Origin of the sequence: Psychrobacillus mangrovi, assembly GCF_037104765.1 — a bacterium.
GTDB classification, from domain to species: domain Bacteria; phylum Bacillota; class Bacilli; order Bacillales_A; family Planococcaceae; genus Psychrobacillus; species Psychrobacillus mangrovi.
Map to the genome: position 1 here is coordinate 1 of NZ_JBAWSY010000014.1, position 16093 is coordinate 16093.

Genomic DNA, 16093 nt, shown 5'->3' on the forward strand with positions numbered 1-16093 from the left:
TGTTCGTCGAGCCAAGATTTTATTCCACGCTTCCTCTAGCCCTTACCTCACGATAAGTACCTTGCGCTTCCTTAGTGGTTGGTCGATGTGTACCCCCACAGTGGACTTTCACCACCTAGATAGTTGCCATGCCTGGCACACATAAAAAAAAGCATTACTCTTAATGAGTAATGCCAAGAATCAATTTTGTGTGCATAGAGTTGTATATTAAATTCGGCAAGGACCACCAATTCGCTTTCCGTGGGCTTGGCTTCAGCCTCCTAGGCCAACAGGATGTTGATCATGCAATCGTTGCCGCAGGATGTGGCGAACTTAGATTGCCTTCCTCTCAACCTGCGGGGTCTTCTGCTCAAGCTGTTCCCACAGGAGTCTCCGTGGTGGTCCTCGCTTATAAACAATTCCCTATAGATATCTATTATCTTTAATACTTTTGTCGTCAAGCTGGGCATTATTCTCGATGAGTAATGCCTAAATGTTAGAAATATTATTTACCTGCTTGTTCGTTTTCACTCTTATTGATAAATAATTGATCAACGGCAAGCATTTTACTTCCATTAATTGCAAGAAATAGAGCTATAGCTAAAAAAGCTAAATCTAATTCATAACCTGCACCTGGGGTTTGCCCATCACCTAAAAAGCCCACAGATAATTTAGCTGTAAAAATAGCTCCGATCATGACTAGCGATATTAGAGCAGACACAATTCTTGTACCTAAACCTATGATTAATGCAAATCCACCAACCATTTCAATTAAAGCCACAACATAAGCTAATACTCCTGGTATACCAATACTATCAAACCATCCTACAGTATTTTCAATTCCGCCCTGGAATTTCACTAATCCGTGAACAAAAAAACTAATTCCTAAGATTACTCGTAGCATCAACTTACTTGCCTCAAGTTTGTTATTCATCCTATTTCCTCCTAGCCTATTATTTATTTAAAACAATTTCTCAAAACATCAATCAATTAAGCTATGTTTTCAAATAAGAATATTTGTTTTTTATAAGATAACAACCTTTATATAGAATGTCAACCTTTTGTTTGTTAAGATAGAGTTAAATTTTGTATGAGTAAACACAAGAGGTGGTCAAATTGGAAATAGGATCAAAAATTCGAGCTATACGAAATAGGAAGAAAATCACCATTGCTCAAATGTGTGAAGGGACAGGACTTTCAAAAGGTTTTATCAGCAATATCGAAAACAATAACACTTCACCATCCATCAATACTTTGCAAACCATATCCACTTTTCTTGGCGTACCTTTACCATACTTATTGTTAGAGAAACACCAACACATGCGAGTTGTTAGAAAAACGGAGAGAACTTATTCTACTTATAATAATCTTAAAATAGAGCATTTAACGAACAAGGGTGGATTAAGGATGATGCTTGTTGAATTTCCTCCTGAGGCTTCGATGGGCGAAGCTAACGCACATGAAGGAGAAGAAAGTCATTTAGTTTTGGAGGGAAAAGTCCTAGCGGTACAAGGCGAAGACTCTATGATCATTGAAGAGGGGGATTCTTTCAGTTGGAATGCAAGCGTGCCGCATATTGTAAAAAATATTGGTAGCTGCAAAGCCGTCGTTTTAATATCCGTCTATTCAGATACCGAGCTTAATGACATGTTCTAAATTTATCTATAAAAGCAATAGTGACCGATTTACAGTCATTATTGCTTTTTTTATTTCCTCTCGGTCTAATTCCCGTAAAGTATTAAAATCATAATACTCTCTTCCATTTCATATCTTTATATAATGTGAAATTTTAATGAAGGGAAGAAAAGAATTGGACGTATATGTTAGAGGCGGGGATTCAATTTGGTATTTCAGCCAATTATTTAATATTCCCTTACAGCTTATTAACGATTCTAATAGAAACATTAACCCCCAAATACTCTCGATAGGTCAACGTATACAAATTCCTGGATACGTTGTTACCAGCTATCAAATCAGGCCAGGAGACTCCATCTGGTCCATTGCCAAAAACCGAAACCTTCCGCTCGATGCAATTCTACTTGTTAATCCTAGACTAAGTACGAATCGTCTCCAAATTGGGCAGACCATAAGCATTCCCCTTAGAGTTACTTGGAGACTTGTAAACGGTAAGCAAAATTATGACTACGATACAATGAGAAACGATATTAGAAGATTACAGACTGTATACCCATTTCTGCAAGCTTCGTCTATTGGAAATACGGTATTAGATCGGGAAATACCTGAGGTTCTAATAGGAAATGGGGATAAAAGAGTTCACTTTAATGGTTCATTTCATGCGAATGAATGGATTACTACCCCTATCACTATGACATTTTTAAATGATTATTTGCTATCCTTAACAAACCAAAATACGATTCGAGGCATTGAAACATCCCCTTTATATACACAAACCACATTATCCATCGTGCCGATGGTGAACCCGGATGGTGTAAACTTGGTCATAAATGGACCTCCTGCAAATGAGCCATGGAGAAGTAGAGTGATCGAATGGAATAATGGCAGTTCGGACTTTTCAGGATGGAAAGCAAATATACGTGGAGTGGATCTGAACGATCAATTTCCTGCTGAGTGGGAATTGGAAAGAGCGCGCAATCCAAAAACTCCGGGACCACGTGATTATGGTGGGGAAAGTCCATTGTCCGAACCAGAAGCTATTGCAATGGCTGACCTAACAAGAAGAAGGGATTTTGCAAGAGTACTTGCTTTTCATACACAAGGGGAAGTTATTTATTGGGGATTTCAAGACCTCGAACCTCCTGAGACGGAAGTTCTTGCTATGGAATTTAGTAGAGTCAGTGGTTACGAGCCTATACAAACAATTGAAAGCTATGCTGGGTATAAAGACTGGTTTATTCAGGATTGGCGAAGACCTGGTTTTACTATCGAGCTTGGAACAGGAACAAATCCGCTACCCCTCACCCAGTTTGACGAAATCTATGAAGAGACATTGGGGATTTTTCTGACAGCTTTATATTTATGATTACAGACTCTAGTTTCATTAAACGCCATCGTAAAAATACACTTTTTATTAGTTGTTACATATGATGCATTAATGAAATCGTTTAGGAGGAGTCTTTATAATTATTCATGTGGTTAGCGCGGGGGAGACACTTTGGCAGATTGCAAACCGCTATGCAGTAAAAATTAATTCAATTGTTCGTTTAAATGGGTTACAAAATCCAAATCAATTAATTATTGGACAGTCTTTAGTTATTCCTAAATCTAGTACAACTACTCATATTATTAAACCCGGGGAAACACTATGGTCTATCGCACAGCAATATGGAGTTACCATTCATTCAATTATTCAAGCAAACAACCTAACCAATCCAAATGCTCTATATCCTGGTGGAAAATTAATTATTCCACCAATTACACACGTTGTTCAGCAGGGAGAGATGTTATGGCAAATTGCGAACCGATACGGTACTACAATTCAAGCAATTATTAGTGAAAACCAAATTGAAAATCTGAATTTGATATACGCTGGAATGCGCTTAGTTATTCCCAGACCAAAGCCGACTATAGAAGTAAATGCATATACGTACCAATCAAGCGAAGATGCTATTAATTCACTGAATGAAGTGGATCCTCTCCTCACTTATTTTAGCCCCTTTGCTTATATGATTAAGGAAGATGGAACATTACAAATGATGAATGATAAGGCTATGGTCGATGCAGCAATTTCTCAAAATATAATTCCTATGATGTCGATTACGAATTTCTCCTCAACAAAAACTGGGTCCAATTTATCACATGTCATTTTGTCTAGTGCTGATTTACGGGAAAAGCTGATTACAAACGTATTGCAAGTGATGGATTCTAAAGGCTATAAAGTTCTAAATATTGACTTTGAAAATGTATTACCAGAAGATCGTGAGAATTATAATACTTTTCTTCAATTGGCTGTGGATCGTCTTCATCCGAAGGGATATTTAGTATCAACTGCTCTCGCACCGAAAACCAGTGCAACACAAGGTGGTTTATTATACGAAGCACACGATTATGAGGCACATGGGAGGATTGCAGATTTTGTAGTCCTGATGACATATGAATGGGGATATCGATTAGGACCTCCACAAGCAATCTCTCCTATTAACCAAATGAGAAAAGTTGTAGAATATGCCCTATCTGTAATGCCTGCTGAAAAAATATTTTTAGGCTTTCAGATTTATGCCCGCGATTGGCTCCTTCCCCATGTTCAAGGTCAAGAAGCCGAGACATTTAGTCCTCAAGAAGCGATAAGAAGAGCAGTAAAGTATGGAGCTGCTTCCATCCAATATGATACAACCGCACAGTCTCCATTTTTCCGCTATGTAGATGAACAAGATCGTCGTCATGAAGTATGGTTTGAAGATGCACGAAGCGCTCAAGCCAAGTTTGACATGGTCAAACAATATAATCTTCGCGGTATCAGTTACTGGGCATTAGGTTATCCATTTCCTCAAAACTGGACATTATTGTATGATAATTTTACGATTAAAAAGGGATTATAATAAGCTACAGATTTTAAAAAACAGATGCAGGTTCAACTACTTGCATCTATTTTTTGTGTAAAACTCATCTCTTGTTATAATGAATACTTTTCTTGAAAATCTTTAAAATGTACATGTAAATACTTTGAAGCAATATCATCTTGTGTAAAAGCGTTTAATAGATTAGAAACCAGGTCTTCCCAATATACAATTTCTACGTATTTTCTCATTTCTTTATTCATTATGTTTAATACATTATTCACTTCATTTACCATTTTAGTATGTTGCCTTGAAAATATTAGATAAACTAACTGATTTTGATTTGCATATGGTAAATTTCTTAATAATTGATAGTTTTTAAAGAAGTTGTGTTCAAGCCAATCCTCATTAAACCCTTTTAATAAAGGCTCCATATAAAAAGTCTGCTTTTTAAATAAATGGCCCTTTGAAATATTACTAATAGACTTAAACTTGGCCTCAGTATATTTAATCTCTATAAAAACCTTTTGTTTATTCTTCAAATTTAAACATACATCAAAATTAGTACCTTCTTTTTCATTTTCCACATGCTCAAATATCAGACTTGTAATTTCACCATTTAATTTTAGTGCTTGAGTTAAATGAGTGTAACTATTCTCTTGTATAAATGGATAGAAAAAGTTTAGGCACATCGCTTGAGAGGAGTTGAGGTGATGAAATCCTCTATGTAAATTAATTGGTACTTCTAATTGATTTAAGTATCCATCAATTTTATCACGAATGCCTAAAAGATAATTTAGATTTCCATCCTCTTTTGGAAGAATATAACGATGTTTTATATGACCGGGTTTACTATTTTTTAAAATATGCTCCTTATAATAACTAAGATTGTCTTTTACACGTTTCTCAAAACTCATCTTTCGCCCCCCATTCAATCATTCTTATAACTAAGTATTCTCTGATAATTTACTAATGTCCTTCTTTCTATATGACAAGAAGACCACCTAAATTAGTTAGGTTATTTGTTTAGCTATACGTTTCTGATCTAATTAAATCAGAAATATTTATATTACTTTTATTTAATTAGGAAATAGCCAGTAAAATGTTTAATGTTTACAATCATTGGAATCAAATTCACAAATTTACTGTTAGAATATTATAATAACTTTTATAATAATTTAGTAGAAGTATCAGAGAGAAAACCAAAATACAAATATATCCTAAGGGGAAATCTTTATGAAGGCTGTTGTTTGCACACAATACGGATTTACTGACACTCTTAAACTCAAAGAAGTAGAAAAACCAATTCCAAAAGACAATGAAGTACTGATTAAAGTTCAAACTGCGTCCGTAAATTCTTGGGACTGGGATCTCGTAAGAGGCAAACCTTTTATAGTTCGCCTTGGGGCGCTTAAAAAACCAAAATACGAAATACTTGGGGCTGACATAGCTGGGCGAGTTGAAGCAATCGGCCAAGACGTAAAACAATTTCTTCCTGGTGATGAGGTATTTGGTGATATTTCTGGATGTGGTTGGGGCGGGTTCGCTGAATTTGTATGTGCTCATGAGAATGCTTTGACTAAGAAACCACCTAATATGACATTCGAGGAAGCAGCCTCCATTCCGCAAGCAGGAGTCCTTGCCCTACAAGGACTTCGAGATAGTGGAAAAATTCAAGAAGGACAAAAGATTTTAATAAATGGTGCTGGTGGAGGTGTAGGTTCGTTTGCTTTGCAGATTGCTAAGTTATACAAGACTGAAGTAACTGGAGTGGACAGCACAACAAAATTGGATACGATGAGGTCATTTGGTGCAGACCATGTCATTGATTACACTCAAGAAGATTTCACCCAAAATGGACAGCACTATGATCTAATACTTGATGTTGTGGGAAATCGAACTATTTTTGAATACAAGCGTCTATTATGTTCCAATGGCACCTACGTAATGGTTGGAGGTCCCTTTACTCGGATTTTCCAACTCATATTACTAAGTCCCTTGATCTCACTTACTGGAAAAAAGAAAATGACTCTTCTTATACACAAACCTAACAAAAAGGATATTGATACTATAAAGAATCTCGCGGAAAACGGCAAATTAGTACCTGTAATAGATAGATGCTATCCGTTAAGTGAAGTATCTGAAGCTCTTGGGTATCTTGCGGAAGGGCATGCTCGGGGAAAGATCATCATACGTATAGAGGATAAAAGCTAACTGCATTACAAATTAGAAAGCACATCAACATTACATTGATGTGCTTTTCGCTATAGTGTATCCCCAAATTCCTTTGTGGTTCTTATTTCTATTGTAAGAAAGTCATTTCCAGTGATAGCTTTTATTATAAAAGGCACTCCACTTGTATTTTGAAATCTGAAATCTAATGTACCATATGAAACAGTTGCATCTCTTCCTTTTGGGACGTAACCCACATCTAATGAGTGATGATGTCTTTCCACATATGTTACCGGCAATTGGTCAACTACATTAAAAAGAGTGGAAGAAGTTTGGCAAACACCTCCCCCTATTCCCATGACAATTTTCTTATTAATTATTTCTGGTGCGGGCTGATAGCCATTTGCTTCGACTCTCGGCCCTGTCATTTCATTAAACGAGAAATAATCCCCACTTCCTACGATCACATTATTAATGGCTCTTGCTGAAATTTCAATATTTTTGTTCCTATTTACGTCCGAGGGATCAAAATAAGTAGTATAAGAAGCAATTATTACGTCCTCTAAGTTAGGAATATCTTCCACTTCATAGCTACTTTCTGTCACATACAAGGGAATTTCAACATCCTTGCCAGTAGTTGATGCTTCTAAAACTCTATCTACCAATTCAATTTCTTTTAATATAATCCTTGGGCTTCCTTTAATAATCTGACCATCTTCGTCTATTATATCTAGAACCATTCTCTTATCATAACCAGGTTTATTTTCTGTACCTCTTGCCAACTCATAAGCTAATTTTTCAATTTCTTTTTTATATGTTTCTAAATCTGTTTCATAACCTAAATCTTTTGGTGATAAAGTTTTAATTATTTCAAATGTATTTGGATCAACTATATTTACTTTTAAAGGATTTTTTTCTTTTTCTTCTTCCTCATGAATAACGGGGTTTTGGGATTGCTCTATTGGTTGTTTTTGTTCATTATCATTTGTTTCTACCTCTTCACTTACTGATTTATCTAGACAACCCCCAAAGCCTATTGAACCTAAAATTATCAGTAATAAAATCCATCTTTTCATTCTATCGAACTCCTAGCCATAAGGTATTTCCCTTAGACATCTTATTCAAATAGTAACGATAATGTGTATAAACTGACCACTAAGATTTTCACTAAATTGATACTTTTAAAAACACCAATCCTTTGCTAATGTTATCAGTAAATTAAAAACTGATTTTAATTTGTAAGGAATTAAAGGAAAAGGAAACGTTGCGCAACTATTTCCTAATGCCTATAAAGAGAAGATAAGGAAGGTTTATTACTATGCAAAAAACAACAAGTTATTCAAACGCACGCACTTTCGACTTAATTGTTACGTCCATGTTAATTGCACTCGTATTCGTTGCTACGCTCTTGTTAAATATTAAACTTCCAATCGCAGCAAATGGCGGGTTAGTTCATCTTGGAACAACTATGCTCTTTATAGCATCCATTTTATTTGGCCCTAAAAAAGGAGCACTCGCTGGCGCTATCGGTATGGGTTTATTTGACTTAGTATCTGGTTGGACATTGTGGGCCCCCTTCACCATTGTAGCTCGTGGCCTGCAAGGATATTTAGTTGGAAAAATTGCATGGTCGTTAGGGCGTAATGGAAACAGTATCGCTTTCAATCTACTAGCAACCATCATTTCGATTCCCTTTATGTTAGGTGTCTATTACGTTTGTGAAAGAGTTATTTATGGTAGTTGGGTTATACCATTGGCTTCTATTCCTGGCAACATCGTTCAAAATGTCGTAGGGATTATCATTGCTATTCCAGTTTGTGTTGTACTGAAAAAAATTTCTATTTTTAAGTAGTTGAGTCAATTTCATAATAGAGAAATAAACATCAAAATCCGAACAAGGTTGATTTACGCTACAGGCGGACGCTTTCCGCGTGCTCGGCTTCAGCCGCTTCAATCAACGAAAATAAAGTTTATATTCACAAACATCAATATATTTTTAGTGTAAATGTTCTAGAGAAAGTAATTATGAAATCGGCTCAGTTATTAACAGAACACTACAATATTAATTATTATTTATATAGACATGAAAAAGGACTATTCTCAGTTGTAAAAACAACTCGAATAGCCCTTTCTTTGTATCTGTATTAGAATGCCGGAATTGCAGTTTCATCATAATTTTCTTCTAAAAATTTTCGTACATCTTCACTTGTCATAGCTTCAGCTAGCTTTTTGATCGCCTCTGAATCAGCGTTATCTTTGCGTGCTACAAGAGTAATCGCAAAGTCATTTTCGCTTCCTTCCGTTAGGAGAGCATCACTTTTTGGAGTCAAATTAAGTGGTGCTGCATAAGCGGGCGTCATAATTACTGCATCAGCATCATCGTACATTCTAGCTAACATTAACAAATCGACTTCTTCAAACTTATAGTTTTTAGGGTTGTCTACAATATCTGCTTTTGTGTAGTATGGGCCTGTTTTTTCTTTTAAAGTGATAACATCATGTTGAGCTAACAATGCCAAAGAGCGGTCTACATTTGAAATATCATTCGCAATGGCGATAACGGAGCCTTCAGGTAGTTTATCGATTGAATCATATTCTTTAGAATATACGCCATAATTCGCAAAGTATATAGGTACAATTGGAACTAGTTCTGCATCATTGTTTCTATTGAAATCCTCCATATACGGAACATGTTGAAAGAAGTTTACATCTACTTCACCAGCCGCAAGAGCACTGTTAGGTTGAACATTATCACCTAATACAACTATTTCAAGATTAATAGATTCCTCTGCTAGTTTAGGTTTAACAAGCTCAAGAATTTCTGTCATAGGTGGAATTAACGAAGCCACTTTCAATGTAACTTCTTCTTGATCCTTCTTATCTTCATTTCCTTTATCAGTCGTCTCATTCTCTTGACCACAACCAGCTAAAATTAATACTAGCATCGTCATTAGAAAAATTATTTTCTTCATTTTATTTCCTCCTATTATTTATCTTTTATCAATCATTCTTGATACAGTCGTTCCAATAAATTGAATTAGCTGTACAAAGATAACCATAATGATAATCATATAAATCATTAATTCTGTTTTAAACTGTTGATATCCGTACCGAATGGCAAAGTCTCCTATACCACCGCCTCCAACTACTCCCATAATCGTCGAATATGAAATAAAGCTAATAATGGATGTTGTTAATCCAAGAACAAGCCCCGAACGAGCCTCAACATAAAGAAACTTAAAAATAATATCCTTAACCGAAGCACCCATTGATATGGCTGCTTCCATTACCCCTCTAGGTACGTCCAATAAAGATTGCTCTACTAATCGCGAATAATGGGCAATGGCTATGATCGATAATGGAACAGTTGCAGCCGCTGTGCCAATGGCTGTCCCAATTATTAACCTTGTAAAGGGGATTAAAAAAACAACTAATAATAAAAACGGAAAAGAACGTGTAATATTTACTAATAAATTTAAAGTAGAGAAAACAATCCGGTTCTCAAGTACTTGTCCCTTCTTGCAAAGGAAAAGTAACGTCCCTACTGGGTGGCCTATTAGAATTGCAGCTAAAATAGATACACCAACCATTACAAAGGTTTCTCCAATAGACGACCATATTTCAGCTTCATATTGAACTAATATTTCAGGCATTGTTTATCTCACCATCCTTTATTAGTTGTTCTACAAAGTAACTTGGGCTATTGTTTATAACTTGAGTCCTTTTTGGTTCAATTGATACTGTTTCATATATTTCTCCAGCAGCCATTACAGTTACACGATTACATATACTCTTAATCACTTCCATCTCATGACTGACAATTACAACTGTAACACCGAGGCTTTTATTAATATTTTCTAATACCTCTAATATTTCAGCAGTTGTATTTGGATCAAGAGAAGAAGTCGGTTCATCACATAACAAAACTTGGGGGCTATTCGCTAATGCTCTTGCAATTGCAACGCGTTGCTTTTGTCCGCCACTTAATTGTGCAGGATATTTATCTATCAAATTCTCTAGACCAACAAATCGAAGACACTCCACTACTCGACTTTTGCGTTCGTTTCTTGGAAAGTTTGCCAACTTTAAAGGTACAGCTACATTCTCGTATACCGTTTTATTCGCTACTAGATTAAAATGTTGAAAAATCATCCCTATTGATTTTCGTGCTTGTCGAAGCTCTTTGCTGCTCAAATTTGTTAACTTTTGACCATTCACTTCTACTTCACCTTCATCTGGAAGCTCCAACAAATTCATTAGCCGCAGCAAGGTGGATTTACCTGCTCCACTAGCTCCAATAATCCCATAAATCTCCCCTTTATCTATTGTTAAGGACACAGATTTAATAGCCTGAAACCGTGAAAAGCTTTTACCAACGTTATGTAATTTAATCATAAAAAAACCCCTTTCTATTAGATGAAGGGTTGTCACAACAACGTTTTCAATTATAGCTTAAAATGTTTGGACTGTCATTTGGCAAATACTTTCTTAAACAAAGGCTAAAACCTAATATATTATAGATTCTTCCCCTCAGTAAGATAAAATTTTTGCACCTCTCAACTTGTTTTTTAATACGTTTTATATAATTAAAATTTTCTGAAATTAATTCCTTTACTTTATTTTACAAAATAAAGTATCATATATCTAAAAGATACATATCATTTAGATAGGGATGAATTGGATGAAAAATTACAATCATACTACATATGCGATTCTCGGAATATTAACAACTGAATGTAAGTCTGGTTATGCAATAAAACAACTAATCGATCAAAGCTTAAATCATTTCTGGAAAATAAGCTATGGACAAATTTACCCTACCCTAAAGTTAATTGTTGAAGAGGGTTTAGCAACAGTCGATACTTCTACACAAGAAGGTAAGCCTGACCGAAAAGAGTATTACCTTACTTCTAAAGGTATTGATGTTTTAAAATCTTGGCTAGAACAACCAATCGAACAAATTCCCATAGAACGAAATGAAGTTTTACTTAAATTATTTTTTGGACGCCATCAAAGGAAGGAACATTCGATACTACTTCTTAACGACTACAAGCAGAAATTAGAAACACGTTACCAAACTTATAAAAGCATTGAACAGGTTATTACCACCCATAATCGCGGAGAAGATTCACAGTATTGGTTGTTTACATTGGATTTTGGAAAACGAATGACCCAAGCTGCAATTGAGTGGTGTAACAGTACTCTAAAACAATTAGAAAACAAGGAGGAATTGAAATGAAGAAACAGATTTTTACAGGGCGTTATACAACCGAAAATAGTGACCCGATTGTCGTTTTCCTAATAGGAATGAGGATTAACAAACCATTTGCTCTGAACAAATGGCTACCTGTATTTAATGCAATGCCTGGTATGATTAAAGAGCTCTATACACACAAAGAAGACTTAGGTTTTTTATCCATGGAAAGCTTTTTTGGACTAAAAACGACTGTTATGATTCAATATTGGCGTTCAACAGAGGACTTATTGAAATATGCTAAAAATGAGCAGCATTTGACTGCTTGGAAAAACTTTAATAAAAAAATCGGAAATAATGATGCTGTAGGAATTTATCACGAAACCTATGAAGTAAAACCGGGAAATTATGAATCCATTTATGGAAATATGCCTATTTACGGTTTAGGAAAGGCTATGAATCATATCCAAGTTAATGTTGAAAGCAATTCAGCTCGGAAGCGACTGAAAGACTCGGAAATCAGAATACCTTCTTGAGTTAACCAAAGAATATTAATAGCAATTAGACAATAGATTTTAACTGATGAAATTTATTACTATAAGAAGCTGTTTTTATAAAGTTCGTTTCTTTTAAGAGATCTCGTTTTAAATATGTATCATTATCCTTCAAGTATAGTCTTAATTTTTCTCAGGTCTTTCTTGTTTGCTCTTTTCATCATTAAGGACATAAAAGGAGCAAACATCTTTGAAAAACCTGTCGGATTACCTCTGTTCCTTAAAATCATTAGAGTATTATTTTCATCAATAGCTTCCCATATATAGATTGTCTCCATTGGAAAAGGACCGTTTGCAGTACTCATAACAAGTTTCTTTCCCGGGATAAATTCTTTAATTTCATAAACATATGCAAGTTCTCGTCCAAGAAATTTTGCTTTAAATGCAATTAGACTGCCTGTTCTCAGAGGTTTTTGTGTTCTCCATTCGGCTGAATCAATATTTACATACCACTCAGGAGCATTGTCAGGATTGGCTGCATACTCTGAAACTGTATTAACTGAACTGCGAATTTTTATTTCTGTAAAGACATCTACCATATATTATCAAACTCCTATTTTCTCAAATATTAAATAAAACTTTTTTTATAATACAACTTATATGTCCTAATTGAATTCCTCTGTACTTGAAAGAGTTGATATTCCTTAATCTAAAACAGAAGCAATACATGTATTGCTTCTGTAAGAAACGTTTTTTATCTGTTATTTTGTTCAACATAATTTTTAAGCAATGTGCCAAGAAGATGTTTCCATCCTTCTGAATGATTTTGTTCCCAGTTCTCTTCAATGATTCCTGAGGCAGTATGGGAAAGCTGAAGCAAAGTTGAACCATTCCTATCTATTAGACGATACGTATATGAACTGTTTACCGCGCCTTGCATTCCTAAATGTCCATGAAGGCGGATTTCTTCTGGTGCATTCACATAGTATACATTTCCCCAGATTGCCCCTTCATTTTCACGCCATTTTTCAATAAAATGACCCCCTGGGACAGGATCAAACGTTAATTGAGAAGGTACTCCTTTTGGCGCCAAGCGGAATTCCCACCAATCCCCTGCTTGCTCAGTTAAAGCTTTGAAAACTTCTTCGCGTGGTGCTTCAATAAAAACTTCTTGTTCGATACGAAAAACTCGATTTCCTTCTTGTTCTGTTGCAGCCATATCAAAATCTCCTCCTTTTTTTTCAACCACCGATCGCAAGTTTAGTAGTGAATCGGCAGTTGTTTTCATATACTTCCCAACCCATCTGTTATTCATTTCTTGAAGTGGAACCACATTAAGAAAATTTCGTCTGAATTTTCCTTCGCGCCTAACCACCACTAAATTCGCTTCCTCCAAGAAAGTCAAATGTTTCATAATTGCATATCTTGAGACTTCGGGAAAATAATCGTTTAATTCACCAGTAGTTTTAGCGGATTGTTTAAGGATATCAAGTATTCTTCTACGAATTGGGTGACCCAAAGCTTTAAATAATATGGAAAGTTCATCTTCCATTACAACAATCCTTTCGTAATGGTATATATAATTCAACCTATTTCATGTTACCATAAGGTCACATTTATAGTGTGACCTTATGGTAACAATTTCACTTACATTGGTCAAGTAATCACAAATAGTCTTATGAATTCCTTTACTGATTCTCCTATTGATTCAAAAACATTTGGATTACTCTAGAAAAGTTAACTAATGAAACGGTCCTTAAACAATTGTTATGGTTCCTGGACAAATTCAGCAAGGCCCACCACTTCGCTTTCCGTGGGCTTCTCATACATCATTTTGGATAGGCGCATTATATAAGAGACTTAGAAAACCTCATTTACTTAGGATATTGTTCACCATGACTAATTGAAATGGGTTTATTTTTGAGAATTGAACTTATTCTTTAGCAGTTATATGAAAGGGATGATTAATTAATAACAGTCGTTCGTCCGAGGGGGACCATTTTCAATAGGAAGGCATAACATACATAGGTATATGTTTAAATAGTAATGGAGGTTTGAGTATGGTAAATTTTCAAGCTTTTCATGGTACCGTTACTATGATTAGTGATTTTATGATTGGGCTTAATGGTGAAGGAGAAGGTTGTTATACACTAATGTCAGTAGATAACGGCAACGGGTCCTTGGTAAATTTCGTGGTCTCACCCACTACTTACTTTGTAGATCATGTAATGGTAGCAGTAGGAGATAGGGTAACTGGTTACTATGATGGTAATGCCCCTGTTCCTCTTATTTACCCACCGCAATATCAGGCCCTGATTGTAGTAAAAGATAATCCTAATCAAAATGTAAAAGTAGATTACTTTAATAGTCAATTCGAGAGTAGTGATGGTCAACTAAAATTAAATATTTCACCATATACTCAAATATTATTGACAAATGGTCAAGCTTTTACAAAAAATCCTGCAAACCGAAATCTAATAGTTATCTATGGTCCTTCAACAAGGAGTATTCCCGCCCAAACCACTCCCTATAAAATTATAGTTTGGTGTCAGACGTTATAGAAAAACATTTTATTAATTGTAGAGTAATAAAATCTATATGGTTTTTATTTATAATAAATTTTTGCGAGAAATATTTGATTCATTTCAAAGAACTAACTGAAGAGATTCTAGCTGAGATATACATTAACAATTTTAAGAAATTTGTGTATTTCAGCTTTTTTAAGAATCCCCTAAGTGATAGAAAGCTAATTTGGTCTTAGAACGACTATCATTCAAGTAGATTTGACTTTTTTTACGATTCTTTCAAAAGTTTTTCCCTTTGTTGTTGCTTCCCAAATTATGATTCGTTTATACTCATCCACCATTACCTTTGCTGGTACTCCATCGAATATAAATCATTCAGTGTCAGCTTACCAAAGCTAAAATCAGTCAACTGCTGCGCTATTAAATACTGCGTGATGTCACCTAATGTCGCTGTGTCTTGCTCACTTACATCTATAAGCGTTATACCACTTGGTAATGTCTGCACATGCAGTCCTGGAAATTGCTTCTTAAATACTTCAAAGAGTTCCTGCGAAAAGTTGGACACGCGAACTGTTGTTACCTTTTTGTCGGTAAATTCAGGTGCCAATTCATCTACAAGCTTTAGATCACCGTTTTTCATAAAGAATATACGGTCCGCATATTGCTCAAGATTTTCTAACAAGTGGGAAGCGATAATAATAGTTTTGCCTTCCGCTTTCTTTTGTAAAAGTATTTGCGATATTAGCTCTACATGCGTTGGATCTAATCCATTCATCACTTCATCCATCAGCATCACCTGTGTATCAGAAACGATTTGCATCGCAAAGCATAAACGCTGACGCATTCCTAAAGAATACGTGCCTGTTTTTTTCTTCACATACGAAGCCATTCCAAGCTTTACAATTGTGTCTTCTATTAACTTTGGATTACTATTCCACATCGCCTGATAAATTTTCAAATGATTCTTACCAGATATATGATTATATAAATCACTTTGGTCAGGCATCATCGATACAGCTTGGTGAATCTTCACTTCGTTTGCCTTATTTGAATATTTTAGTTTATTATTTAAAATTACCTTGCCCTTATTCGGTGATAAATAATTCATGATTACATTCATCAGCGTCGATTTCCCTGTTCCATTTGGGGCTACAAAACCGATAATCTCTCCTGGTTGGAATGTAATCGATATATCCTTTAATACTTGTTTATCTCCAAATTGAACTCCAATATGACTCAATTCCAACATATCCA

The 16093-nt window shown here is 35.3% G+C and carries 17 protein-coding genes; 8 read left to right on the plus strand and 9 right to left on the minus strand.

The features are described from left to right. Positions 1-484 precede the first annotated feature (484 nt). Positions 485-913, minus strand: a complete 429-nt coding sequence (locus tag WAX74_RS15295) for a DoxX family protein (protein WP_336498539.1) — start codon at positions 911-913, stop codon at positions 485-487. 182 nt (positions 914-1095) lie between these two features. On the opposite strand from WAX74_RS15295, the gene WAX74_RS15300 reads away from it, so the two are divergent. From WAX74_RS15300 to WAX74_RS15310, 3 genes are all read left to right on the plus strand, one after another. Then, positions 1096-1635, plus strand: coding sequence for a helix-turn-helix domain-containing protein (locus tag WAX74_RS15300; protein ID WP_336498540.1), 540 nt, complete (start codon positions 1096-1098; stop codon positions 1633-1635). Positions 1636-1789: 154 nt separating this feature from the next. Then, entirely contained in the window at positions 1790-2980 is a 1191-nt protein-coding gene (locus tag WAX74_RS15305) for a M14 family metallopeptidase (protein ID WP_336498611.1), read from the plus strand. A gap of 97 nt (positions 2981-3077) precedes the next feature. Next, a complete protein-coding gene (locus WAX74_RS15310) occupies positions 3078-4496 on the plus strand; it encodes a LysM peptidoglycan-binding domain-containing protein (protein WP_336498612.1) in 1419 nt (472 codons plus the stop codon). A gap of 74 nt (positions 4497-4570) precedes the next feature. Here WAX74_RS15310 and WAX74_RS15315 read toward each other — a convergent pair whose 3' ends face one another. Beyond that, entirely contained in the window at positions 4571-5371 is an 801-nt protein-coding gene (locus WAX74_RS15315) for a PGN_0703 family putative restriction endonuclease (RefSeq protein WP_336498541.1), read from the minus strand. 319 nt (positions 5372-5690) lie between these two features. On the opposite strand from WAX74_RS15315, the gene WAX74_RS15320 reads away from it, so the two are divergent. Next, positions 5691-6668 (plus strand): NAD(P)-dependent alcohol dehydrogenase, encoded by a 978-nt coding sequence (locus tag WAX74_RS15320; RefSeq protein ID WP_336498542.1) that lies wholly within the window; start codon positions 5691-5693, stop codon positions 6666-6668. A gap of 50 nt (positions 6669-6718) precedes the next feature. On the opposite strand, the gene WAX74_RS15325 is transcribed toward WAX74_RS15320, so the two are convergent. Further along, a complete protein-coding gene (locus WAX74_RS15325; RefSeq protein WP_336498543.1) occupies positions 6719-7702 on the minus strand; it encodes a VanW family protein in 984 nt (327 codons plus the stop codon). Positions 7703-7944: 242 nt separating this feature from the next. Between WAX74_RS15325 and WAX74_RS15330 the strand changes: the two genes are divergently transcribed. Then, on the plus strand, positions 7945-8478 hold the full coding sequence (locus WAX74_RS15330; protein ID WP_336498544.1) for an ECF transporter S component: 534 nt from the start codon (positions 7945-7947) through the stop codon (positions 8476-8478). A gap of 292 nt (positions 8479-8770) precedes the next feature. Here the strand turns inward: WAX74_RS15330 and WAX74_RS15335 are convergent, their stop codons facing one another. The 3 genes from WAX74_RS15335 to WAX74_RS15345 are packed head-to-tail and all read right to left on the minus strand — an operon-like array spanning position 8771 to position 11021. Beyond that, positions 8771-9598 carry a MetQ/NlpA family ABC transporter substrate-binding protein gene (locus tag WAX74_RS15335; RefSeq protein ID WP_336498545.1) on the minus strand — a complete coding sequence of 276 codons (828 nt, stop codon included), beginning with the start codon at positions 9596-9598 and terminating at the stop codon, positions 8771-8773. A gap of 18 nt (positions 9599-9616) precedes the next feature. Further along, entirely contained in the window at positions 9617-10279 is a 663-nt protein-coding gene (locus tag WAX74_RS15340) for a methionine ABC transporter permease (RefSeq protein ID WP_336498546.1), read from the minus strand. Next, positions 10272-11021: a methionine ABC transporter ATP-binding protein gene (locus tag WAX74_RS15345; protein ID WP_336498547.1), complete on the minus strand. Its 750-nt coding sequence runs from the start codon at positions 11019-11021 to the stop codon at positions 10272-10274. Before WAX74_RS15345 ends, WAX74_RS15340 begins: the two co-directional genes overlap by 8 nt. Positions 11022-11307: 286 nt before the next feature. On the opposite strand from WAX74_RS15345, the gene WAX74_RS15350 reads away from it, so the two are divergent. Both WAX74_RS15350 and WAX74_RS15355 read left to right on the plus strand, forming a co-directional pair. Then, positions 11308-11865: a PadR family transcriptional regulator gene (locus tag WAX74_RS15350; RefSeq protein ID WP_336498548.1), complete on the plus strand. Its 558-nt coding sequence runs from the start codon at positions 11308-11310 to the stop codon at positions 11863-11865. Further along, entirely contained in the window at positions 11862-12356 is a 495-nt protein-coding gene (locus WAX74_RS15355; protein WP_336498549.1) for a DUF4188 domain-containing protein, read from the plus strand. The genes WAX74_RS15350 and WAX74_RS15355 overlap by 4 nt, the downstream gene beginning before the upstream one ends. A 122-nt stretch (positions 12357-12478) precedes the next feature. On the opposite strand, the gene WAX74_RS15360 is transcribed toward WAX74_RS15355, so the two are convergent. Then, complete coding sequence (locus tag WAX74_RS15360; protein WP_336498550.1) at positions 12479-12913, minus strand: SRPBCC family protein; 435 nt, start codon at positions 12911-12913, stop codon at positions 12479-12481. A gap of 155 nt (positions 12914-13068) precedes the next feature. After that, positions 13069-13866 (minus strand): SRPBCC domain-containing protein, encoded by a 798-nt coding sequence (locus tag WAX74_RS15365; RefSeq protein WP_336498551.1) that lies wholly within the window; start codon positions 13864-13866, stop codon positions 13069-13071. A gap of 508 nt (positions 13867-14374) precedes the next feature. Between WAX74_RS15365 and WAX74_RS15370 the strand changes: the two genes are divergently transcribed. Next, positions 14375-14875, plus strand: a complete 501-nt coding sequence (locus WAX74_RS15370; protein ID WP_336498552.1) for a hypothetical protein — start codon at positions 14375-14377, stop codon at positions 14873-14875. 304 nt (positions 14876-15179) lie between these two features. Here WAX74_RS15370 and WAX74_RS15375 read toward each other — a convergent pair whose 3' ends face one another. Continuing rightward, positions 15180-16088, minus strand: coding sequence for an ABC transporter ATP-binding protein (locus tag WAX74_RS15375; RefSeq protein WP_336498553.1), 909 nt, complete (start codon positions 16086-16088; stop codon positions 15180-15182). Between the last annotated feature and the right edge of the window lie 5 nt (positions 16089-16093).